Genomic DNA, 23151 nt, shown 5'->3' with positions numbered 1-23151 from the left:
GATGCCTATCAAGCCTGCACCGAAGCTGAAAATTTCATGCAGCGCAGGGCAAACATAGACCTGCTGTGCCGAATGCCGGCAATGCGATACAACTTTTCGCGCAAGAACCGCTCGTAGCCTGCTGTACCATCCACCGCCACTTTCACCAGATAGTCGTATTCGCCAGATACCAGGTACGCTTCCAATACCTCGGGCAATGCTGCCAGCTCCTCGCCAAAACGCGCCAAGGCATCATCTTCATGGCGGTCCAGCGTTACTTCCAACAATACCGTATCGGCCATGCCCAGTTTTTGTTGGTCAAGCAGCGCCACATAACCACGGATATACCCATCCCCTTCCAGCTGACGCGTGCGATTCCAACACGCTGTGGTTGACAGGCCTACCAACTCGGCCAGTTCTGCGTTGCTGAGGCGGGCATTCTTTTGCAGCTCTTGCAGGATCTTACGATCCTGGCTGTCCAATAGGCGGTTCTTAGTGCTCACGATGATTACCCTGGATAAAATTTCATGTAATTTAGCTTATGCAGAAAAATATTCCAAAAATAAGCAAAAATACTAGGTAAGTCAAAAGCCTATTCAGCAAGGAGGGCGGTATATTTTTCTTACGTTTTCCCACTCCCTGCAACGGCCTTCAGCCACAAGCTGGAAGGAAAGCCAGCAGCCCTACCTCTGGCTGCTGGTCCCACGCTGGCCCATTCATGGCCACCCCGGGTAGGCCTAGGCGTAACAAACGCTGGGGGTTGTCCCGCAGGAAGCTGTTCAACGAGCTAGACCTCTGCTGAGTAGCAGACTTTGAACAGTTTCTCAGGAGTAGGAAAACGACCCCACTTCTTCGATAGACCCCGCAACAAGCAAATCAGCACGGCCTGGCATAGAGGGATAATAAAAACCCGCGCCCATTTATTAGGCGCGGGTAAGGTACCCGGTATAGCACTGAAGTAAGCAGGGGGTTATTGCACCAGCGCTTTATGCACGCCTTAAGAACCTGTCTGAAGTCTGCTGCGTGTCGGCAATATGGCGTTGTAAACACCCTCGGATGCACAATTACCACTTGTAAACTCCGCTTCCTCAGCGGTTTCCGCCTTCTCTTGCCTTATATCGTGAGACTTTAGGTAAGTTTTAAGCGAGCAGATCCACCCCGCCTGCCTTTTTATTATTGTCCCCTGTCGCTTGCGGCAATAGGTCGAGATAACGGTCGCCATCAGGCAAGCCCAGCAGACGCATGGCCAGATCACCCCATAGTGGCGTGGCGTTGGTATCGGTCTGGTTTGGCTGCTGTACTTGGAATGGCATGCGTACGGGTTCACTGCGCAAACGGTCGAGTAGATCAGCCGCGGTGCCGAGGAAATGCGTGACATCGGGCAGTGCGTAGCTATCTTGATTACCCACTTTTTCCTGACCCTGGCCCTGGCTTTGCTGACCATTGCTGCTTTGTGTCACCGCAGAAGACTCAATCGAGGCGCTGTATCGAATTTCCATTTCAAATTCAAAGCTACGGCCATCGGCCGTTGTAATGGTGCCTTTGCCTTTGAACATACTGGCTTCCTGCAAACTAAAACCAGCCGCATCAACCCGCCCATTCTCATCTTGCTGGCTCATACTGGTCGCGCCAAAGCGGGACATACTCGCCAACGAAGCCTCACTGAAGCTTATTTGTGCACCCTCTGCGGCATCACCCAGCAATAAACCGGTGAACCCTTTCACCAGCCGTTGTGCCATATCTGTCATGCTGGTGTTGAGTTGCTCAATCCGCTTAGTTACCAAGTCGTCCAGCTTGTCGAGCGAAAGTGGGGACTTCTCCTGTCCCCCATTCTGACGCTGCATGGCGGTACGCTGAGCCGTATTAGCTGCGCCATTGAGCGCAACGGGCAAAGATGAATTATTGCTTGTGTTGATATTCATGGCGGATTCCCCCTTGTTGTTCGTCTTATCGGCCCGGTAATTAACCCACTTTAGACGACTGTGACGAACGGTTGCAGCTAGATGGCGCAGTGTTGCGCTCAAACAGCAAGCACCGCTACACGCACCACCCACTTCAATTTGGCAGATTCGGACTAGAATCACTTGGGGTCTACCACAGGCTTGCAGCGGCATAATGGGAGCATACGGAATGCAGGTACCCATCGCTCGTTTGGCACTACTATTGGTAATGGCAGCCGTTCCCGTTTCTGCCCAGGACATGGTTTTCGGCTTCGCCGGCAAGAGCCTGGACGATGTGAATTTCTTGACAGCCTTTCAGGGTTTTGAAGATGAAGCCAAAAAGAATGGCGACCGGGCCATCAATATTGGTGAGAAGGGACCCGAGCATTTCCGTAAGCAAAGCGAATCGCTGGCCACGGCCATTACACAGAATCTGGATGGCATCGCGTTGTCGGTGACTAATTCGGACTGGTTGGTCGGTGAAATCATACCGGCGGTAGCCGCAAAGAATATCCCTGTGATTACCTTCGATTCCGACTTTGAGCCCAAACACAGCCGTTTTCGAAAAAGCTTTATCGGCCCCGACAATGTAGAGATCGGCCGTGACATGGCAAAGCTGGCCAAGCAATTTCTGCCCAAGGGGGGCACGTTGTCGCTAATGACAGGAGGACAGCATGTCGCCAGGCAAAATCCCAACCTCATTGATCGCATGAGCGGGGTACGCCAGGAATTAAGCGGCAACAGCGCCCACCCCAAAAACCAACCACTTCACGGGGAAGGTGGCTGGACAGAAACAGTTGATAGCCCTTGGTATACCAATGACGAAGAGAAACTCGCCATCAAACAGGTAAAGATGACCGTACTCAATCCAAAGGTGGATGTAATGATTTCAGTCGGACATTGGCCCGTGGTAGATGAAGCAGCCTATCGAGCAATGATGACCTCGGCCCTCGCCAACCTTAAAAAGAAGCCAATTATTATTGTGGCCGTTGGTGCGATTTCACCAGAGAAGAAAATGCTGATGGACGACAAGCTGATCCACGGCTATGTATCGCTTAATTTTGACCAAATGGGGAGGCTGTCCTATCAAAATCTACGTAAACTAGCCAATGGCGAAAAAATTCCCGCCCGCATATCTCAAGAAAATATCGTCGTGCGAAGCAGTCAATAATGTTGTCGCACTTCACCCTTTAAATAAGCAGCGAGGGCATGATGTTGCCTGATTGCATGGAAAAAAGCATGACCACACCATGACAACTCAGATTACGCCTTTCTCAATACGATGTGCCTCATATATCGCCCACATGGCCGCATCATCCACCCAAGGCGGATTGACTTCTATCAATTTGAAATAAAACTTCAATCGCCCGGCAGGGATCCATGCCTTACGATTCCTGTAGCAACAGCGTAATTCGGATGTCGTAATAGGAACATGTCCCGCATGTTTTACTTTGGTGACAATTCCCAGGCTATCAATACGGTTACCAGGAACAGAAAAATATTCCGGTACATCCAATACAAAATGGACAGTTCTTTGGCGTTGCTGGATAACAAATTGCAAACCAAATTTACACGCTCTCCGAAAGATTAGGTCCTCAGTATTTTGATTTCCCTTTTCCATCAGCTTATTTATTTTTGTTTTTACAGTCTCAAGCGGGGCATAACGGGTGCCTTTCAAGGCATCGTAATATTCTTGCAACGCCGCCTTTTGCAATGGATTTAGATAATCCACTTGCTGATGATGCGCCAGATTAGTCTTGATGCTGCGCTTACTGTCGGGCGACTGACCGATACCAAAGTCGTTCGTTGGTACGCGGCCAAACGTCCGATTATTGAATTCATCACAAATCAGAAATTGCCCTACCGCACGCAGATGATGCGCTACCGGTGGCGGCAATGAGTTTACGTAAGGAGATCGGGCCTGGCTGATGCCATAAATGACATCGCCTGCTTTAAACTGCTGACTAAATGATTGTCCAATAGCCACGACCCACTCACTCCTAGGTACCCTCTACAGTAAAGAGGCTTATTTCGCACTAATCTGAAACATACGTAGCAAAGGCGCATTGGTGCCCGGACCAAACCACCGCTCGAAAATCTTGCCGGCTTCTCCAGACTCTTCCATGCCGATAATGGTCTTATTCACTTCCTTTAGTAAGCGCTTTTCACCTTTACGTACAGCAATGGCATATACCTCAAATGAAAGGCTCAGGTTTGGAATCTCAAAATTCTTTTTATTGGGCATCTTATTCCACAGGCCCGCCAAAATTGGCTCTTCGGCACTGACGGCATCAAGCATGCCTTTGTTCAATGCAGCAAACGCCTTGTCATGATCGGAGAATAGAACGATATTAACGCCTGGTATTTCACGGCGTAGCTGTTTTTCTGTAGTGGAACTCGTTACCGTGCCAATAGTCGTACCCGCCAAGTCATCAAGGGTTTTGACTTTATTTTTTGGCGCAACAAATTTTTGCCAGGTAACAAAATAACCATGGCTGAAATCCATCTGCTTCTCGCGCTCAGAATTCTTGGTCATGGTTGCAATAATCATATCCACATCCTTTTCATGCAGACTGGGGATACGCTGTGCAGGCTCCAAACCTTTGACCATAATCTTTACACCGAGCTGCTTGGCAATCGCCATGGCAAAATCCACATCGTAACCCGATATGGTATTGCTTCTAGGATTCAGCTCCCCAAAAGGCGGTGTCGCTTTCTTAACACCCACAATCAACGTACCGCGTTTCTTAATTTCATCAAGATCATCAGCAACTACCGGGCTCAACAAAAATAGGCCAAACATGGCCGAAAGTATTGTGTTCAACTTCATTGTTAATTATCCAAAGCAAAAGGCAATATTACTTGCAATTGACAATTATATGCGCCCGTCCTACACCTTGGATATTAGGCATTATGCTAGTTGAGGTAAGCCCTATTAGAGGAAGTCGCATCGCGGATTTCCCGAACACCTCAATGTGCGGCATCACAAAATAATAATGTCTATTAAATAGACATAAATATAATCCCGCCACGTATTCAATCCACTATTTAAAATAGGTATCCCATACAACCAGTACCCCAGTAATAAATAGACGAAAGCACGACCAACGCCACCACCTTACAGCCTTGTCTGGGCGCCTTTCCACATGGCCCGCAGGTACTACCTTGCCTCGCTCACCAGCCACGCCAGCGATCGTTTGCCATAGGTTCGCTATATCAAAATATTCACATTCAGCTTGATGTAAGTTAAGATGTTTCAAGAATTACTGAAAATTCAGGAAATGCAACAAGTATGATTATGTCGCCACTCATCCAAACCTTTGTGCTGCATTTCGGTGAAATGGGCAGCCGCTGGGGCATCAACCGTACTGTGGGGCAAATCTATGCCCTGCTATTTGTGTCTGAACGCCCGCTAAATGCCGATGAAATGGCGGATGCGCTGGGTTTTTCGCGCTCGAACATCAGCATGGGTTTGAAAGAGCTGATGTCCTGGCGGCTCGTGAAGCTACAGCACCTCCCGGGCGATCGGCGTGAATACTTTTCCGCTCCGGAAGATATCTGGGCCATCTTCCGCACCCTGGCAGAAGAACGACGTAAACGTGAAATCGACCCAACCTTGTCGATGTTGCGTGATGCCCTGATGGCCAAGCCTGCGACCGATGCAGAAAAACACGCGCAGGCGCGGTTAAAAGAAATGCATGACCTGATCGAACTCACTACCGATTGGTTTAGCGATGTACAAAAACTGGATTCGAAAACCCTGGCCCAACTGATGAAGATGGGTGGCAAGGTAACCAAGCTTCTGGAAATCAAAGACCGCCTATTGCTCGGTTTGGGTGGGAAAGGGCCGGAAGAACAAGAAACTAATGGCTAAGCACCTGTTCGAAAGCCGTAATGGACGTTCACTAGCGGACTTCGCAAAGGAACCCACAGTAAAAGCCGCGAACAGGTACTGATCAAGTTTTAGCGATATGCAGGCCATCGTGGCGCGGGGACGCTGCGAGCGCCTCTCCCCTTTCGCTATCACATTTTGCCAGTCGTAAGCGCTCGTCCTGGTAATGCTTTGACAGCCTTCAAGCTATGGCTCCACCGCATATGAACCAGTCGGGCAAAACCGCTGTTCTTACAATTGAGGCACGCATCATGGACCCCCTGCTGCTGGCGCGCATCCAATTTGGCGCCAATATCAGTTTTCATATTCTCTTCCCCACAATCAGCATCGCCCTCAGTTGGGTGTTGCTCTTCTTCAAGGTGCGTTACAACCGCACTGGCGATACCAAATGGATGGGCGCGTATCGTTTCTGGGTCAAAGTCTTCGCCCTCACTTTTGCGCTCGGTGTCGTCAGCGGCGTGACCATGAGTTTCCAGTTCGGCACCAACTGGCCCGGCTATATGGAAACCGTCGGCAATATCGCCGGGCCATTGCTGGCATACGAGGTGCTAACCGCGTTTTTCCTGGAAGCCGGCTTTCTGGGCATCATGTTGTTCGGCAGCAATCGCGTATCGAACCGGGTGCATACCTTGGCAACCTTCCTCGTTGCCTTTGGGACCTCGATGTCTGCTTTCTGGATCTTGGCACTCAACTCCTGGATGCAGACGCCGGTGGGCTTCGAGATGATCGATGGCAAAGCGCACGCAACCGACTGGCTGGCCATTCTGTTCAACCCATCCATGCCGTACCGCCTTACCCATATGTTGCTAGCTTCCGGCTTGACGGTTTCGTTTCTGGTAGCAGGCTTATCGGCCTACCGATGGCTGAAGGGCGACCGCGCACCCAACGTCATGGCGGCAATGAAGACTGGCATTTATCTCGCCGCAGTGCTGATTCCATTGCAAATTATCGTCGGCGACCAGCATGGTTTGAACACCCTGCAGCACCAACCCGCCAAAATTGCCGCCATTGAAGGCGTTTGGGAAACCGAACGCGGTGCGCCACTGCTGCTGTTTGCCCTGCCCGACAAAGAAACCAAGAGCAATCAGTACGCCATCGGTATTCCCAAGCTTGCCAGCCTGATCCTCAAACACGACCCAAATGCCGAAATACAGGGTCTGAATGAGTTCGGCGACAAACATCCACCCGTGCCGCCGCTGTTCTGGGGATTTCGCATCATGGCAGGTGTCGGCATGCTGATGCTTGCCGTCAGTTGGCTAACCAGTTGGCAATTGCGCCGGCGCGGCGAGCCAATGCAGTGGCTGGCAAAAGTGTTGGTCGCGATGACTTTCTCCGGTTGGATAGCCACCCTGGCAGGCTGGTATGTCACCGAAATCGGCCGGCAACCCTATCTGGTCTATGGCGTACTTACGACCGCCCAGGCGGCGAGCAAAGTACCCGCAGGCATGATCGCCACCACGCTGGTCGCTTACCTCACACTGTATGTAGCGCTGATCACCGCTTATATCTCGGTTCTTTTTTATCTGGCGCGTAAAGCCAAGTATACGAAGTACGAGAAAGATGACGTCCCGCTCCCTGCGGCGCCGACCCTGGCCTTGAAGGAATCGACATGACACCCGACCTCTCCACCCCTGCCGGCTGGCTACCCGTGGCCTTCATGGCGTTGATGGGCCTGTCCATGCTGGCCTATGTGATCCTCGACGGCTATGACCTTGGCGTCGGCATTCTGCTTCGCCGTGCAAGTGACGCCGACAAAGACACGATGATTGCATCGATCGGCCCCTTCTGGGATGCCAATGAGACCTGGCTGGTATTGGGTATTGGTATCCTGCTGGTAGCGTTTCCCTTTGCGCATGGCATTATTCTCACGGCGCTTTATCTGCCGGTTACGCTGATGCTTTTCGGGCTTATCCTGCGCGGCGTGGCATTCGACTTCCGCGTGAAGGCGCGCGATCACCACAAACCCTGGTGGAATCGCGCCTTTTATGCCGGTTCGCTCCTGGCAACGCTGGCGCAGGGTGGCATGCTGGGGTTTTACATCGTTGGTTTCGAATGGCGCTGGGAATCGGGCGTGTTCGCCCTGTTCACTGCACTGGCTCTGGCATCAGGCTATGCCCTGCTGGGCGCGACGTGGCTAATCATGAAAACCGAAGGCGCGCTACAAGCCTTGGCAGTAGGTTGGGCGCGGAAAAGCCTTTGGTTGGCCGCCGCCGGGGTTGCCGCTATCTCAGTCGTCACGCCCATGGTCAGCTCCGACATCTACAACAAATGGTTCTCACTGCCCAACGCGCTGCTGCTGGCGCCCATCCCACTGATGACGGCAGCGCTGTTTGTAGTGATTCAACGCAGCCTGACCCACTTACCGGCCAGTCATGACCGCTGGTGTTGGGTACCCTTTGCCTGCACGGTAGGCATCTTCATTCTGGCCTTCCATGGCTTGGCGTACAGCCTGTTCCCTTACTTGGTGGTGCAACGCATTACTGTCTGGCAGGCAGCCAGCGCAACCGAGTCGCTAATGATCATGTTTGTCGGCATCTGCATTGTGCTGCCTGTCATCATCGGCTACACCATCTTCGCCTACCGGGTGTTCTGGGGTAAAGCACGGGCGCTGAGCTACTACTGATTTGGCACGGGTGGACAACCCAATTGCAGCAGTTGCTGCCGGTAGGTAGGGCGGATCTGTTGATCCAGACCGGGCAGCTGCTGCCGCAGATCGCACCACCGACCATGCGCCTGACCCACCTCGCCCTGGCTCATCAAATGCTCAATCTCTTCAGCCAACGTATCGAGCGGCACCGGCAGCGATACCGGTGCACGCATCAACTTAGGCTGGGGAATTGATTCAACTTGGCGGTCAGCCTTGTTGTACATAGGTGCTGAAGCCGGCTGTGGCGGCATAGCCAGTGCCGCTGCCGGCGATGCTTCTTCGCGCACGGCATCCACCGTGGCAGCAGGTGCAGGCAGCGCCATCCGAGCAGCTGACTTTTGCCGTGGTGTCGCCTTGGCGGTAGCGACAGGTGCATCAGCTGCAGCACTCAATGGTGGCGTGGATAGCACCGGTATGGCAATCTCGCTTGACGTCACCACCGTTGCGCTGTCGCCAGTATGCATATCGGCCTGTACGTGGTTGGGGGGAGGCAACGCAGCCGGCGGAGTAGCCCATGTCTCGTCCAGCCCTGGCTGGTCGCTGTTCTGTACCTCCAACAACACAGACAGGGCGGCCGCCGCAAGGGCAAAGCTGGCCAGCATCAGCTTGTCATAGCCTTGCAACAGACCCGTCAACCTGGCCCAAAAACCGGCCTTTTCACCGGGATGCACCGATGCTGCGGGCGTGTTTGGCATCGCTTGGTCCAATCGATTCAGCAACTGTTTCATTTGCTGGTCCAATACAGGGGGTGGATCGAACTGCAGCGCCTCTTGCCGCAGCAGGTTTTGTAATTGGGTTTCTTCCAGCTTGGCCAGCCACCAACGCAGGGCAGCGGGCGGCAGCTGCACTTCGCCAGCTTTCAGTTTGGCAATCGACTGGGCGCGTAACGGCGCAGCATCGCGGTGCAGTTGATCGAGCAAACCTGCCAGATCGGCCGGCAATGCGGCCACACCATCCTGCGTCAAACGGCAGGCGGGGCCAAGTAGATCACCCCAGGCAGTGTCCTTGCGTTCAGGCTGGGTCATGGCTGGATTCCAACAAAGTCCGCAACTGCGCTTTGGCGTAGCGCAGACGGGTACGGGTGGTTTCAAGCTTCTGCCCGGTCAGCTCAGCAACTTCTTCCACGCTCATGTCCTCCATATAACGAAGTATCAACGCCTCGCGATAAATCGGACTCAGCTGGTACAGCGCGGCCCTTACCTGTTCGGCATCTTGATTGGCCCGCAACAACGCATCGGGCAGCGGGCCTTCATCCGCCAGTTCCATCGACTCTGGCGCGGTTTCGTCATCCCAGTTTTGATTCAGCGATATCTGCTGGCGACTGCGTTCTACCCGCAACCAATCGATGAAGGTATTGCGCGCAATCGTATGCAGGTAGGTCTTGAACGCAGCCCGACCCACAAAACTGCCCGCATTGGTCAGGACTTTTTCCCACACCCGTTGCGTCAAGTCAGCGGCGGTATCACGATCACCCTGTGTCAGGTAGGCCAATCGGTTGAACAAGGCGCGCTGGTGCCGCAATACAAGCTCGCGCCCTGGCTCGGCCACTTCGCCCAGCGCAATCAACGCCATCAGCGCCTCGTCGTTTAAGGACTCCAATGTATCCATCGTAAAAAGACGCAGGCCCGAATGAGGTAATGATCAATTGAAACCACCTCATGGTCTGATGTACCAGACGATGGTGCAGTCAATTTAGGGTGAAATCAGCTAAGAACCTGTTCAATGTCTGCTGCGCGTCGGCAATACGACGTTGAACAACTTCGAAGAAAACGACCGTCAAAACCCAGCACCAATACACTCTAGCTGACCCAGTCGCTTATTATTTCGCCATGTTCGTCCAACCGCCAACTGCCGCCCGATCCGTCATCCCTGGCTTCCCAATGCTTTTGGCCGATATGAATGACAACGCCGGCATGGACATGCTTGCTGACCACCACCATGGCCCCATCGTTCACTTCCATCTGCGCATTCAGCTGTAGGAGTGTGGCGTCCAGGGTATGGATATCCCCTTCGATGGCCGCCAACGTGTGCTCGGCCTTTTCCCGTACACCGCCCTCCCCCTTGGCGGGATGATGGTCGAGAAAGTCCAATAACTGGCGAATCTTCGCGAAGTCCTCCAACTTTTTCTTGCGCTGCGCTTCCGTGCTGACTTTTTCGCGATTCAGGTACGGATCAAACCCCACCTGTATATGCGTGGGGGTTTCCGAGCTGGCACCCAATGTACCGGTTCGGACCGTCAAACCCGCCCGCACACGCCCACCCATGATGTGGCCGCTGCCCGACGCCCCCACCGTTACATTGTGGCCAGCGCTGAGTTCGCTCTGCCGCACCGCCCGTTCGATAAGGATATCGCCGCGCGCTTCCACCACGCCATGTTCGACAAACTTGGCTTGTACGCTCCCTTCACAGCGGATGGTGGCCGTTTCCACACCGCCGCCCTGAGCGCCGGTCTGCACATCGGCCCGGCCAACGATGCCGCCCTGGACCACAACGTTGCCACCCGCAATGATCTCTGCCGCCTCCAGCGTGCCGCCGATGACGACATCACCGCGCGCATGGATGTGCATGCCGGCTTTTACGTCACCTTTCACCTGCACGGTGCCATCAAATTTCACATTACCCGTTTCGATATCAATTTGGTCCGCCTCAACCAAGGGGTTCACATCAACACCATCGCTGCCGGGCACGGGCTGGCCGTCAATCAATGCCACCAACTCATTGCTGTCGTTTGCCGCGGGTGCAGACCCCTTCAGATTGGCGGAAAATGGCGGGTCCGATACTGGCTTGGGCGGTACGCTGATACCGAATACATCAGTACCCGGCACCCCCAGCACCGCCGGCGTACGGCGCATCAGCGGTGTACCTGCGTGGATAATCAACAAATTGCCTAAGTCGTGATAATCAATCGCCGCGTCCTCAGCGACTTCCCCCTCGACATGGCCATGCGCCGCGCGAAGGGCTTCGATCAGGCTATCGAAATGGGCAGACTCCCCCTCCTGCGGCGGTATACCAACGGCAATCAGCACCTGCTCCCCCTGCCCTGCAGCCAGGGTGGCCGCCAATGCCTCCTCCTGAATGCCGAACACGATGCCTTGCGCCTGCATTGCCGGCCGCACTTCATCCGCCATCGACTTGCCCCCCTGCGGAGCAACCAGCGTCAGCAGCACATTCATTTTGTCGAGGGAAACATCGAGTTTCAAACTGCCATCACGCCGCTCACCCACGATGGCTGCCAACGGCTCGGCGCCCGGTGTTGCAGCAAGCACACCGGCCTGTTCCAGAAATTGCGCAATGGCGGTTTCATCGAGATAGAAACCGGTCCAGCCCTTTATCGCCAACTCCGAGTCAAACGCCGGCCGGTCCGGTATCTTCGCGCCTTCCTTGGGGTCGAAGTTGGCCTGCAGTTTATTGCTGGCAGCAGCAAAAGACAGGCTGAATGCAATGCGTTCCATCTCCGTCCATCCACTATCTCTTATCTTATAAAGACCATCATAAGTCAGAATTTTTTAATTTTCTTCAAACACTTAGCTCGCTTTATTCAGGCAACTTCAGAAGCATGAACCATTCGGAAATCGGCCAGCATCGGTATACTCCCCACCCTTCGCTTACTGTCTGCTCATCATGCCCGTATTGATTGTTGAAAACGCTTGCCTGGCCTTTGGCCACGTTCCCTTGCTCGACCATGCCGACTTCGTGCTGGAGCCCGGCGAACGGGTAGGCCTGATTGGCCGCAACGGTGCAGGTAAATCCTCGCTGCTCAAAGCCATAGCTGGGACGATCAAACTGGATGACGGCATCGTGCGGGTGTCCAATAGCCAGCGTGTGGCCTATGTGCCGCAGGAGCCACCGCTTGACCCGGATGCAACCGTATTCGAAGCAGTAGCCGCCGGCCTGGGCGACCTTAAACAAATCCTCACCGACTACCATGCCGCCGCCGTGGCCGCCGAACACGACCCTGCCGCGCTGGAACGCATGATGGATTTGCAGCATGAACTCGAAGCGCGCGACGGTTGGCGCCTCGATTCGCTGGTCGCCAGCACCCTCACCACGCTTGGGCTACCGGCCGAAAAGAAGGTTGCCGAGCTATCGGGCGGCTGGAAAAAACGTGTAGCCCTGGCACAGGCATTGGTGTCGGAACCCGAACTGTTACTGTTGGATGAACCCACCAACCATCTGGACCTATCGGCCATCGAATGGTTGGAAGGGCTGATCCGCAACTTCGCCGGCGCAGTGCTGCTAATCACCCATGATCGCCGCTTCCTCGACAATGTCTCCAACCGCATCATTGAGCTTGATCGCGGCCGGCTGTCGAGCTTCCCGGGCAACTTCACGATCTACCAAGAGCGCAAAGCCGAGATGCTGGCGCAGGAGTCAGTCGAAAACGCCAAATTCGACAAATACCTGGCCCAGGAAGAAGTCTGGATACGCCAGGGCATCAAGGCCCGTCGCACGCGTAACGAAGGCCGTGTGCGCCGCTTGGAACAGTTGCGCCGCGACCGTGCAGCCCGGCGCGAACGTGTCGGCAATGTGCAGTTCTCGCTTGATGCCGGCGAGCGCAGCGGCAAACTCGTCGCCGAATTGGAAAATGTCAGCAAAGGCTACGCGGGCCGTACCCTGATCCGCGACTTCACCACCCGCATCCTGCGCGGCGACAAGATTGGCTTGATCGGCCCCAATGGCGCGGGCAAAACCACGCTGTTGAAGCTGATCCTGGGCGAATTAGCACCCGACAGCGGCAACGTCACCCAGGGCAGCAAGCAGGAAATCGCCTATTTCGACCAGTTTCGCTCTGCTTTACCTGAAGACGTTGCAATTTGCGATGTCATCAGCCCGGGCAGTGACTTCGTGGTGATCGGCAACGAAAAAAAGCATGTCATCAGCTACCTGGAGGACTTCCTGTTCGCGCCAGAACGCGCGCGCAGCCCTGTCAAGTCGCTATCAGGCGGAGAGCGCGCCCGTCTCTTGCTGGCGCGGCTGTTCACTCAACCAGCCAATATCCTGGTGTTGGACGAGCCCACCAACGACCTGGATATCGATACCCTCGAATTGCTGGAAGAACTGCTAGCCAATTACAACGGTACGGTATTTCTGGTCAGCCATGACCGAACCTTCCTCGACAACGTCGTCACCCAGGTGATTGCCTTTGAAGGCGATGGCAAGCTGATTGAGAACCCCGGTGGTTACGACGACTGGATTATCGCGCGCAATCGCATGCTGGCCGCCGCCAAGTCACCCGTCAAACAAGAGACTCCCAAGCCCGCCGCCCCGGCCGACCGCAACAACCGGCCGGTAAAGATGAGTTACAAGGAAAGCCAGGAGCTGGGAAATCTGCCCAAGGAGATCGAAACCCTGGAGCACGAACAAGCGGGCTTACAGGAAAAACTACTGGACCCTAACATCTACCGTAATGCGCCATTGGATGCCGCAGCATGGCAAGCACGCATTGATGAGATTGATGTGCTGGTACTGGAAAAAATGGCGCGCTGGGAAGCCCTCGAAGCGAAACAACTCGGCGCCAACTAACCCTCCGCAGTATACGCCGCCGGTCATTGCAATGACGGCGGCGCACCCTACATATTCTGATTCGCCACCTCGTCTGGCAACTAGACATCGGCGATGCATCTGCACCAAGCACTGTGGTACCCAAGGTTTTCACCCAACAAACTTCGTGCCTTGCGCGCTTTGCAGCCTCCATCGTCCCCTTGGCTTTTTCAGGCCATGTCAGCTATATAAAATTCTAGTAATGCGTGGGCGACACAGCTGTCGTCTCTCCGTCTTTGCGGTAAGCGCCACGGACCTTTCTGCCTAAATGGATCTACCCAGCGTCGATTATTTCAAGCGCCAGACCGTACATCGACTCCCGTACGCCGGTGGGATATCGACCGAGATCGCGCCTGTATCACCCGAAACGACCAATATCGCGGTGCTCAATCGTTTTGCGCGCGACCGTGATCTGGTCAGCCTACCGGTGGTGTCACTGGGTGTGCCTGTCGGGTTGATCCACCGCAATACGTTCATGTCCGAGATGTCGACGCCGGAAAGCCAGGAGATGTACGGGCCGCAAAGCTGCGTGACTTTCATGAACCGCGACCCACTGATCGTCGATGAAAAGCTCAACCTGGAGGTGCTCTCCTTCCGGGTGGTCGATCATGGCGAACAGACGTTGGCAGCGGGTTTTATCGTCACCCGTGATGGCTTTTACTCTGGCGTGGGCTCCTGCTTGCGGCTGATGAGGATGATTGCCGACCTGCAAGCGGAAAAAAACCGCCAAATACGCCATTCCATCGAATACGCCGGCGTCATCCAACAGGCCTTGATGCGCGCTGCGCGTGAAACCTTGGCCAAGACTTCGAACGACAGCGAACTGGTGTGGGAACCCCGTGATGTGGTGGGCGGCGACTTCTACCATTTCGCCCGTTTCCAGGATGGCTGGTTCGGCGCCGTCGCAGACTGCACAGGGCATGGTGTGCCAGGCGCATTCATGACCCTGATCACCTCGTCGCTATTGGTGCAAGCCATTGAGCATTGCAGCCCGCAAGACCCAGCAGCGATCTTGTCGGAACTCAACCGCGCCATCAAGCGCCTGCTTGGCCAAGCTGGGCCGCGTGAAGACCTTGGGCAATCGGACGACGGGCTGGATGGTGCTTTTTTCTGGTTTGATGACGCCAAACGCACCCTGACCTACGCGGCAGCCAAGACGCCGCTGTTCGTCTTGAACCAGGACAGCGACGACTTTGTGGTGGTGGATGGCGACCGGATGGGCGTGGGCTATGTCGATACCCCCATGGACTACCAATGGCGCACCCAGGTGATTGACGCCCCGCAAGGTACGCTGATGTTTGTGACAACCGATGGTCTGGTGGACCAGATAGGTGGGCCCAAGCAAACCGCCTTTGGCAAACGCCGCATCAGGGAGTCTATCCTGGCACAGCGTAACGAGCGTGCCGATGTGATCGGCATGTCGGTAATCAATGCTTACAGCCTTTGGCAGGCCGACCAGCCGAGGCGGGATGATCTGACCTTCCTATGCTTTCGACCTTGAACCACCGATGCCTTACCACCCACAAAACGCACCGCGGCAGGATGTAGTTTGCAGCGCCATGTCAAAGAGGAACACATGATGGAAAACCTGTTCATTGCCGCCACACCCAGCACGCCGGAAGTCGACTTTCGCTTCGACCAGCACATGCTGGCCATGAAGGGTGAGTCCTATCCGGAAAATGCCACGGCTTTCTACGGCCCCATACTCGAACGGGTACGGCAGTATCTTTCCAGCTGCAGCCAGACGCCAATCCAGATCAATGTGTCGCTCGCGTACTTCAATAGCTCCAGCACCAAGTTGTTGTTTTCCATGTTTGATGCCTTCAATCAGGCAGCTGCTGCAGGTAACAAGATCACCCTCAATTGGTTCCATGATGCTGATGACGAAACCTTGTTCGAATTCGGTCAGGAAATACACGAGGATTTCCCTGTTCTGAACTTTGTCGATATCCCCGTGAATACCGATTAATCTCATAAACCGAATTGCTTGCACCGCAAGGCCAGCCCTGGCGGCAACCACTGGGAGCACAGCCCCATGCTTGATGATGTGTTCGATCAATTTGGCGAGCTCTTCACCGCCGGAAATGTCTGCTTCTTCTACAGTGGCTATCTGTCGCAGCCTCTTTTGACAGCCATGGTGGAAGGCTTCAAGGTGAAACTAGAACGGGAAGCGGTCAGCACCCCGGTGCGACGGCGACTACTTTCGTCCCTGGTAGAGATGACGCAGAACATCATCCACTACGCTCGGGACACTTTGACGCCAAATGACCAGAACGACCACCAATTACGCTGGGGCAGCATTTCCGTCACCCTTACGCAAGGCCACTATCTGCTGGAATGTGCCAATCGGGTAGATATGGAACAAGCCTTGTTCCTGCGTGACCGCATTGAACCGCTGCGGTTGATGACCCATGCCCAGATCAAGGAAGGCTACGCCCAGGCGATACGCCAGGAAACGCCCGACGGCAGCAAAGGGGCGGGGCTGGGGCTAATGACTATCGCCCGTGATGCCCAAGCCCCTCTAGCCTATCGAATCATTGAGGATGCCACCCAGCCAGGCACAGCCATATTCCTGCTGAAAGCAACGATCTAGATCCGGCAACGGCAGGGCTAATCATGAGCCAATCACGGGTTCGACACTCCGACATTGAAGTCGGCAAGGCGCTACCTTGGGATGTCTGCGATGAAAAGGGCACTTTGCTGCTACGCAAGGGCTTTATCGTCTCCAACGAAGGCCAGGTCGACCGGTTGGTCGCCGTCGGCGTTTTCGCAGACAGCAAAGCCTTGCAACAATCCCGCCTGGAACAACTGGAAGCACAGGAAGAAGACGAAAAGGACAGCGGTAATTTCGCGCAGGACTGGATGGATCTGCGCAAGAAAGTGGAGCTCGTCTACAGCCAGTTGGAAGCCAATATCCAAAGCGGCCAGTTTATTGCCCGCATCACCGAAATCGCCAAAGACGTCGATGCGCTGGCTTCCGTCAAGCCAGAACTCGCACAAGCCATCATCAGCCTGCGGCAAGAAGGGCGCTACAGTACCCGCCATCTGCTCGATACTGCCACTATTGTCAAACTGGCCGCCCGCGCGCAAAAGCTATCCCCCGCCAAGGAAATGGGCTTGATTTGCGCCGCCTTGACGATGAATCTCGGCTCCATCGACTTTCAGGACGAAATTAAATCCCAGGTCTCGCCCTTGACCGATGAGCAAAGGGAACAGCTGCACCGACATCCGGAAGAAGCCACTGCCAAGCTCAAGTCCATCGGGGTGAACGACCCTATCTGGCTACGGGCGGTGCTGGAACACCACGAACATTTCGATGGCAGCGGCTACCCCAATGGCTTGAGCGGCACAGAAGTCAGTGCAGAGGGCCAGCTGTTACGGCTGGCGGATATGTACTGCGCCCGAATTACCTTTCATGAATATCGATCCGCCGTGCCCTTGACTGTCGCCTTACGCGGCATCCTGCTCGAACGGGGTAAAACAGTCGACCAAACGCTGGCAGCACACTTCATCCATGCCTTGGGCGTTTTTCCACCAGGCTTACAATTGCGTCTGGCCAATGGTGAAAAAGGCGTGGTGGTGCGTGCAGGCAGCTCGCCCAACCATCCCATCGTGTGCAGCCTGATCGGCGCAGACGGCGAACCGATGTCACCCCCCGAGTATCGAGACACCCAAATCAAGATATTCGGCGTAGGTGAAACCATCGACCCGGCCACCTTCAATGCCTACGTCGATCTGGATATGATCTGGGGTTGATTGCAACGTAACCGGGCCAAAGGCAGGCCGAACACGAGGCTGCATCGACTTTAAACTTCCGCTGGCCTACAATCGCGCCCTTTTCTCAAAGAATTCAAGGCGCTTGACCATGTCGCCCATTGCTCAGGAAGTCGCCCGCCGACGCACATTCGGCATCATCTCCCACCCCGATGCCGGTAAAACAACGTTGACCGAAAAACTGCTGTATTTCTCGGGCGCCATCCAGATGGCTGGCACGGTGAAGGGCAAAAAAACCGGCAAGTTCGCCACCAGCGACTGGATGGAAATCGAAAAGCAGCGCGGCATCTCGGTGGCATCTTCGGTCATGCAGTTTGACTACCGCGACCATGTCATCAACCTGCTCGACACCCCGGGCCACCAGGACTTTTCGGAAGACACCTACCGCGTGCTGACTGCCGTCGATAGCGCACTGATGGTAATCGACGCCGCCAAAGGCGTGGAAGAGCAGACAATCAAGCTCCTGAATGTCTGCCGCCTGCGCGACACCCCCATCGTCACCTTCATGAACAAGTACGACCGCGAAGTGCGCGATTCGCTTGAGTTGCTCGACGAAGTAGAAAGCGTGTTGAAGATTCAATGCGCACCCATCACCTGGCCGATTGGCATGGGCAAGACCTTCCGCGGTGTGTACCACATCCTGAATGACGAGATCCTGCTGTTCTCACCAGGCGAAGACCGCAATATCGATGAAGTGGAGATCATCAAAGGCATCGATAACCCGCGCCTGGATGAGTTGTTCCCGCTGGAGATCGAACACACCCGCATGGAGTTGGAACTGGTACGCGGCGCGTCCCACCCGTTTGAACTGGAAGCCTTCCTCGCCGGCCGCCAAACCCCAGTGTTCTTTGGTTCCGCCATCAACAACTTCGGTGTACGCGAAATCCTGAACGCCTTGATTGAATGGGCACCCGCACCGCAGCACCGCGATGCAACCGTGCGTGACGTCCAGCCAGACGAAGAGAAGTTCTCCGGCTTCGTGTTCAAGATCCAGGCCAACATGGACCCCAAGCACCGCGACCGCATCGCCTTCCTGCGTGTCTGCTCGGGCAAGTTCGAACGTGGCATGAAGATGAAGCACTTGCGCCTGGAACGCGATGTGGCGGCGAATTCCGTCGTGACCTTCATGGCGTCCAGTCGTGCGCAGGTGGAAGAAGCCTACGCCGGCGATATCATCGGCGTGCCCAACCACGGCAATATCCAGATCGGCGATAGCTTCAGCGAAGGTGAAAAGCTGGCTTTTACCGGCATCCCCTACTTCGCGCCGGAATTGTTCCGTACCGTGCGGATTCGTAACCCGCTCAAGGTCAAGCAATTGCAAAAAGGCTTGCAGCAGTTAGGGGAAGAAGGCGCAGTACAAGTGTTCAAACCCTTGTCAGGTGCGGACTTAATCATCGGCGCAGTAGGCGTGTTGCAGTTCGAAGTGGTAAAAAGTCGGCTGGAAAACGAATATGGCGTCGATGCCATCTTCGAAAACGCCAGCGTCCACAGCACACGCTGGGTGAGCTGTGAAGATGCCCGCATGCTGGCCGACTTCGAAAAAAGCCTCATATTGAATCTGTCGCGCGACGCAGCAGACAATCTGGCCTACCTCGCACCGAATCGGGTCAACCTGGAATTGGCGCAGGAACGTTGGCCCAAGGTGCGCTTCCACGCCACGCGCGAGCACTCCGCCAAACTTTGATAGCGCTTGGTATCCAACACAACACCCCTTCGCTGATCACATAGCGAAGGGGTGTTTGTCTACTGGGGTAACACCACAGCCACAGCATTGTTGGCTGTACGCCCCATTCAAGTTGGCTTCATCACAACCGGGATGCCTTATAGATCAAACCAAGCGGAGGGGATGCCCGTATAATTGCGACTTTGCCGCAAGCCACCTACCGATACGCCATGCACGCTCTCGCCCCCCTGCCCGATCCGCGCTCCTATAGCGGCACCGCCACCCATTCATTGCACCACCTCGCGCATGCCCTGCTGGGCGAACGCAATCTTGGCCACCTAGTTGCCAAGGAAGCGGCGCTGGACACCGAGTTGAAGCGCCTGCTGAGCCAAGGTGACGATGCTGCAATCGCCGCCGCCCTGGCCACTGCACCAGACCTCGCAACCCTCAGGGTGTTGAATGAGCGCCTTCGCGCCAACGTGGAACATGCTGTGGCTGGCCAACCCCAACATGCCGTGATTTTCGCCCTGCCCGTCGTCTTGGTTGCTGGTGTCCGCGGCAAGCACACCATTGCCGGTAAGCTGCCCGATATTGGCGCGGTACAAGCACTATTGGTGCAGCATGGGGTTATTCAAGCTGGGGCGGACATACAGTTGTCGAGCAAGTTGCTTGATCATGACCAGTTACGCGGCATTCAACCCAGCCAACTAGCGCGTTGGCGCGACGCGTTGCAATATGCCTCGGGTGGCTTGCCGCATGACTTCACGGAAGCGCCGGTCAATGTCGATGGTGATGGTGTTTTCCTGCGCTATATCGTCGGCATCGCCATGCAACCGGCAGATGCAACACCGGTGGTGCAGTTGAACGCTGCACCGGGTCAATGGGCGCTGGCGCTGACCAAACTGCTTGGTGACCAACTCGAACACGACGCCATGACCTTATTTCCCCTGCCCCGCGCACCGCAAGCGTGGCTGGCCGCATTGGATGATGGTCGTGTCGCTCAACAGGAAATCCGCTTCCAGGTTTTCGCCAGCAACACGCTGCGCAAGCTTAGGGAGACCGGTGAAACACCGGTCGCCGTACTGTCGTGCCACGAAGGCGCAGAACTGCGCGTCACCCTGGGGGCTGAGAAAAACGGCGAAGAATGGGCAGGTTTTATCTGGCCATTAGGCCAATTCGATCGGGTGGAGGCGCTCCAGCAAATGATGGTGGAGCTACTACGCGAATGCCATCACGACGATATCCGCGTGCTGGGCGAAGTGCTGCCGCAAATCAAAGACAACCTCCCCTACTTCCCCCTGCCGACCGAGTTGCCGGCGGCCCTTGCCCGCCACTGAGGTTGCCATGAGTTACTTCAAACATCACGTTTTCTTTTGTACCAACCAGCGCCCCAACGGCGAGAGCTGCTGCAACAACCTGGGTGCCAGTGACATGCACACCTACGCCAAGAAACGCGTCAAGGAATTGGGCTTGGCCGGAGAAGGCAAGGTGCGCACCAACAAAGCCGGCTGCCTCGACCGCTGCGCGCTGGGGCCCGTGATGGTGGTCTATCCCGATAACGTCTGGTACCAGTATGTGGACAAAGAAGATGTCGAGGAGATCATCCAAGAGCACCTGATCAAAGGTAAGGTTGTCGAACGTCTGAAGGTTTGAGCCATGCGTGCACCTCAATTCGAATCTCGCTTTATCGCCGGGCCGGCAGGCCAGCTTGAGACGCTGGTTCTGGGCAGCGCGCTCGATGGCCGCCCGGTGGGCATTGCGCTGGTTGCACACCCCAACCCCCTTCAAGGCGGCACCAATACCAATAAGATTGTCCATACCCTGGCCAAATTGCTGTCCCGCCGTGGCTATGTGGCCTATTGCCCCAATCTGCGCGGTGTAGGCAAGAGTGATGGCGAACACGACGCCGGCTGCGCTGAAGTGGACGATATGGCCGCCGTGTTGGCTGCCGCACATAACGAGCACGGTGCGTTACCGCTTGTATTGGCCGGCTTTTCCTTTGGCACCTATGTGCAAAGCCAACTCGCCGCACGCCTGCCTGAGGGCGAACTCAGACAGTTGATCCTGATCGCGCCCGCCACATCTAAATGGGCATATCCCACTGTGCCTGCCAATACCATCGTGGTACACGGCGAACAAGACGAAGTCGCCCCGCTCACGGCAGTATTTGAATGGGCTCGGCCGCAAAGCCTGCCCATTACCGTTTTGCCCGGTGCAGGGCACTTCTTCCACGGCAAACTCACCCAGCTGGCGGATATCGTTAATCGCGCACTGGGTAAGTAACGCCCTGGCCCGACATGAATCTGCGTGCGGAGGCCTTTTCCAGCGAACTGCTCGTGGTCGGCAATGTGCTGGCCATCTGCATACTGTTTTGGCGGATGCGTAAAGTGGCCTGGGTGGCGTTGAGCCAGTCCCAGCTCACTGGCTGGTTAGGCGCCAGCACACTGATTGCCGTGCTTTGGCAATTACAGACCGGCATCAAACCCGGTCTTAGTTTTCACCTGCTGGGTGCTTCAGTCCTCACCCTGGTCTGTGGTCGTGACAAAGCCTTGGTTGGCATGGCGGCGGTTGTGTTGACCAACTGCGCCTATGGTCAGGCTGACTGGCTGGCGGCTGGTTGGAGCTGGCTGCTTGGGCCTTGTGTCGGCATTGTGATTGCCGACCATATCCTGCACTTAAGCCAAGCACGCCTGCCCGCCAACTACTTTGCCTATTTCTTTGCCAATGGCTTTTTCGGTGCAGCCATCAGTTTTGTTGCCGCAGCGCTTTGCCTGCTGGGCTTTCATGCCTTGGCCGGCACCTATAGCGCAAGCTATCTGCTGGAAGAAGCACTCCCCTACTATTTGCTTTTTTCCTGGTCGGAGGCCTTTACCAGTGGCCTCGTCATCGCCGTACTGGTGATCTACCGCCCCCAGTGGGTGGAAAGTTTTGATGACAAGCATTATCTAAAATAACAACTGGGCATGTATAAAAGCCATCAGTAAACGAATTGCCAACTGGATTCATTATCAAACCTCTGAAATTGAGCTGCAGCAGCAATTTAAGTCAATGTTGGTTTATCTTTTAAACGAAAAGGACTGGCTGAAAAAGCAATACCCCGAGAAATCGCAACAAATCGAGGATGCCATCAGTGCGTCCAGATATATGAGTATTGTTGGGGATTTGGCAAACACGGTGAAGCACAAGGAGCTAACAAGACCGCCTCGCTCTACTGTCGACCAAACAGATTGTTATGGGATAGTTACCGTCTCCGGTGGAGCTGGGCGGCGTATGTACTACTTCCTAGAAAATGGGAAGCCCATCGAAATGATGGACATTCTTAGCAATGGCATAACGGAATTCGAGCAACTCAGATTAAGACTGCTCTCAGACTCACTCCACGATAACTAATCGGCATAGGGGCGGCTAGATTACCTGGCTGACCCCTGCCACACCACCCGGCATGCGGGTCCGCACCGGGCGGTTCGAGAAGTTGAGGTTAGGCGAGTCTTGGAACTCCCAGGCGATCGAAATAGGCGATCGGCAGCGCACGATTCAGCACGCCGTAGCCATTACGCCACCAGCGTCTGGCATTGCTCGCTATCCTCGTCGCGTCCGTTCCGCTCGCCCCGAGCGCTTTCAGCTCCCGATACATGCTCCTGCCCCGCTTCCACTGTTTCAGATGCAGGGTGCGCAATCGGTGACGCAGCCATTCGTCCAGCCCTCGAAACACCGT

22 protein-coding genes are annotated in these 23151 nt (G+C 55.2%); 14 read left to right on the top strand and 8 right to left on the bottom strand.

Going from position 1 to position 23151, the window contains the following annotated elements; genetic code table 11:
* Positions 1 to 8: 8 nt before the first annotated feature.
* Together CSQ89_RS01865 and CSQ89_RS01860 are read right to left on the bottom strand one after the other, a co-directional pair.
* On the bottom strand, positions 9 to 482 hold the full coding sequence (locus CSQ89_RS01865) for an Lrp/AsnC family transcriptional regulator (protein WP_099404497.1): 474 nt from the start codon (positions 480 to 482) through the stop codon (positions 9 to 11).
* Between the two features lie 636 nt (positions 483 to 1118).
* Positions 1119 to 1901 (bottom strand): hypothetical protein, encoded by a 783-nt coding sequence (locus tag CSQ89_RS01860; protein WP_099404496.1) that lies wholly within the window; start codon positions 1899 to 1901, stop codon positions 1119 to 1121.
* Positions 1902 to 2109: 208 nt separating this feature from the next.
* Between CSQ89_RS01860 and CSQ89_RS01855 the strand changes: the two genes are divergently transcribed.
* Positions 2110 to 3090, top strand: coding sequence for a substrate-binding domain-containing protein (locus CSQ89_RS01855; RefSeq protein ID WP_158228865.1), 981 nt, complete (start codon positions 2110 to 2112; stop codon positions 3088 to 3090).
* An 87-nt stretch (positions 3091 to 3177) separates the two neighbouring features.
* Here CSQ89_RS01855 and CSQ89_RS01850 read toward each other — a convergent pair whose 3' ends face one another.
* Together CSQ89_RS01850 and CSQ89_RS01845 are read right to left on the bottom strand one after the other, a co-directional pair.
* Positions 3178 to 3906 carry a hypothetical protein gene (locus CSQ89_RS01850; RefSeq protein WP_099404494.1) on the bottom strand — a complete coding sequence of 243 codons (729 nt, stop codon included), beginning with the start codon at positions 3904 to 3906 and terminating at the stop codon, positions 3178 to 3180.
* Between the two features lie 39 nt (positions 3907 to 3945).
* Positions 3946 to 4749 (bottom strand): transporter substrate-binding domain-containing protein, encoded by an 804-nt coding sequence (locus CSQ89_RS01845; RefSeq protein WP_099404493.1) that lies wholly within the window; start codon positions 4747 to 4749, stop codon positions 3946 to 3948.
* A 468-nt stretch (positions 4750 to 5217) separates the two neighbouring features.
* Here CSQ89_RS01845 and CSQ89_RS01840 point away from each other — a divergent pair, with 468 nt between their 5' ends.
* The 3 genes from CSQ89_RS01840 to CSQ89_RS01830 all read left to right on the top strand — a co-directional run bounded on the left by CSQ89_RS01840 (position 5218) and on the right by CSQ89_RS01830 (position 8434).
* Complete coding sequence (locus CSQ89_RS01840) at positions 5218 to 5793, top strand: GbsR/MarR family transcriptional regulator (RefSeq protein ID WP_308418106.1); 576 nt, start codon at positions 5218 to 5220, stop codon at positions 5791 to 5793.
* Between the two features lie 269 nt (positions 5794 to 6062).
* A complete protein-coding gene (locus CSQ89_RS01835) occupies positions 6063 to 7424 on the top strand; it encodes a cytochrome ubiquinol oxidase subunit I (protein WP_099404526.1) in 1362 nt (453 codons plus the stop codon).
* Positions 7421 to 8434 (top strand): cytochrome d ubiquinol oxidase subunit II, encoded by a 1014-nt coding sequence (locus CSQ89_RS01830; protein ID WP_099404491.1) that lies wholly within the window; start codon positions 7421 to 7423, stop codon positions 8432 to 8434. The genes CSQ89_RS01835 and CSQ89_RS01830 overlap by 4 nt, the downstream gene beginning before the upstream one ends.
* Here CSQ89_RS01830 and CSQ89_RS01825 read toward each other — a convergent pair.
* From CSQ89_RS01825 to CSQ89_RS01815, 3 genes are all read right to left on the bottom strand, one after another.
* Positions 8428 to 9483 carry a hypothetical protein gene (locus tag CSQ89_RS01825; RefSeq protein ID WP_099404490.1) on the bottom strand — a complete coding sequence of 352 codons (1056 nt, stop codon included), beginning with the start codon at positions 9481 to 9483 and terminating at the stop codon, positions 8428 to 8430. The two genes, CSQ89_RS01830 and CSQ89_RS01825, sit on opposite strands and share 7 nt — an antisense overlap.
* Positions 9470 to 10057 (bottom strand): RNA polymerase sigma factor, encoded by a 588-nt coding sequence (locus CSQ89_RS01820; protein ID WP_158228864.1) that lies wholly within the window; start codon positions 10055 to 10057, stop codon positions 9470 to 9472. Before CSQ89_RS01820 ends, CSQ89_RS01825 begins: the two co-directional genes overlap by 14 nt.
* Before the next feature lie 200 nt (positions 10058 to 10257).
* On the bottom strand, positions 10258 to 11910 hold the full coding sequence (locus CSQ89_RS01815; protein ID WP_099404488.1) for a DUF342 domain-containing protein: 1653 nt from the start codon (positions 11908 to 11910) through the stop codon (positions 10258 to 10260).
* A 169-nt stretch (positions 11911 to 12079) separates the two neighbouring features.
* On the opposite strand from CSQ89_RS01815, the gene CSQ89_RS01810 reads away from it, so the two are divergent.
* The 10 genes from CSQ89_RS01810 (at position 12080) to CSQ89_RS01765 (ending at position 22390) form a co-directional block, all read left to right on the top strand.
* Positions 12080 to 13981 carry an ATP-binding cassette domain-containing protein gene (locus CSQ89_RS01810; protein ID WP_099404487.1) on the top strand — a complete coding sequence of 634 codons (1902 nt, stop codon included), beginning with the start codon at positions 12080 to 12082 and terminating at the stop codon, positions 13979 to 13981.
* A 286-nt stretch (positions 13982 to 14267) separates the two neighbouring features.
* Positions 14268 to 15500, top strand: a complete 1233-nt coding sequence (locus CSQ89_RS01805) for a SpoIIE family protein phosphatase (protein ID WP_099404486.1) — start codon at positions 14268 to 14270, stop codon at positions 15498 to 15500.
* 75 nt (positions 15501 to 15575) lie between these two features.
* Positions 15576 to 15968 carry a DUF1987 domain-containing protein gene (locus CSQ89_RS01800; RefSeq protein WP_308418105.1) on the top strand — a complete coding sequence of 131 codons (393 nt, stop codon included), beginning with the start codon at positions 15576 to 15578 and terminating at the stop codon, positions 15966 to 15968.
* A gap of 66 nt (positions 15969 to 16034) precedes the next feature.
* Positions 16035 to 16592 carry a SiaB family protein kinase gene (locus CSQ89_RS01795; RefSeq protein WP_099404484.1) on the top strand — a complete coding sequence of 186 codons (558 nt, stop codon included), beginning with the start codon at positions 16035 to 16037 and terminating at the stop codon, positions 16590 to 16592.
* Between the two features lie 23 nt (positions 16593 to 16615).
* The gene (locus CSQ89_RS01790; protein ID WP_099404483.1) at positions 16616 to 17755 is read left to right on the top strand and encodes an HD-GYP domain-containing protein; all 1140 of its coding nucleotides are present in this window, start codon (positions 16616 to 16618) and stop codon (positions 17753 to 17755) included.
* 109 nt (positions 17756 to 17864) lie between these two features.
* Positions 17865 to 19457 (top strand): peptide chain release factor 3, encoded by a 1593-nt coding sequence (locus tag CSQ89_RS01785; RefSeq protein ID WP_099404482.1) that lies wholly within the window; start codon positions 17865 to 17867, stop codon positions 19455 to 19457.
* 209 nt (positions 19458 to 19666) lie between these two features.
* Positions 19667 to 20773 carry a hypothetical protein gene (locus tag CSQ89_RS01780; RefSeq protein ID WP_099404481.1) on the top strand — a complete coding sequence of 369 codons (1107 nt, stop codon included), beginning with the start codon at positions 19667 to 19669 and terminating at the stop codon, positions 20771 to 20773.
* Between the two features lie 7 nt (positions 20774 to 20780).
* Positions 20781 to 21089 carry a (2Fe-2S) ferredoxin domain-containing protein gene (locus tag CSQ89_RS01775; RefSeq protein ID WP_099404480.1) on the top strand — a complete coding sequence of 103 codons (309 nt, stop codon included), beginning with the start codon at positions 20781 to 20783 and terminating at the stop codon, positions 21087 to 21089.
* Between the two features lie 3 nt (positions 21090 to 21092).
* Positions 21093 to 21719, top strand: a complete 627-nt coding sequence (locus CSQ89_RS01770; RefSeq protein WP_099404479.1) for an alpha/beta hydrolase — start codon at positions 21093 to 21095, stop codon at positions 21717 to 21719.
* A 14-nt stretch (positions 21720 to 21733) separates the two neighbouring features.
* A complete protein-coding gene (locus CSQ89_RS01765; RefSeq protein WP_099404478.1) occupies positions 21734 to 22390 on the top strand; it encodes an energy-coupling factor ABC transporter permease in 657 nt (218 codons plus the stop codon).
* Between the two features lie 524 nt (positions 22391 to 22914).
* On the opposite strand, the gene CSQ89_RS01755 is transcribed toward CSQ89_RS01765, so the two are convergent.
* A partial coding sequence (locus CSQ89_RS01755; RefSeq protein ID WP_441302612.1) for a hypothetical protein occupies positions 22915 to 23151 on the bottom strand: 237 nt, incomplete at its 5' end.

Origin of the sequence: Chitinimonas sp. BJB300 (genome assembly GCF_002735695.1) — a bacterium.
Lineage (GTDB): Bacteria > Pseudomonadota > Gammaproteobacteria > Burkholderiales > Chitinimonadaceae > Chitinimonas.
Note: the sequence above shows the minus strand (reverse complement) of the source record. Positions and strands in the feature narration are given on the sequence as shown.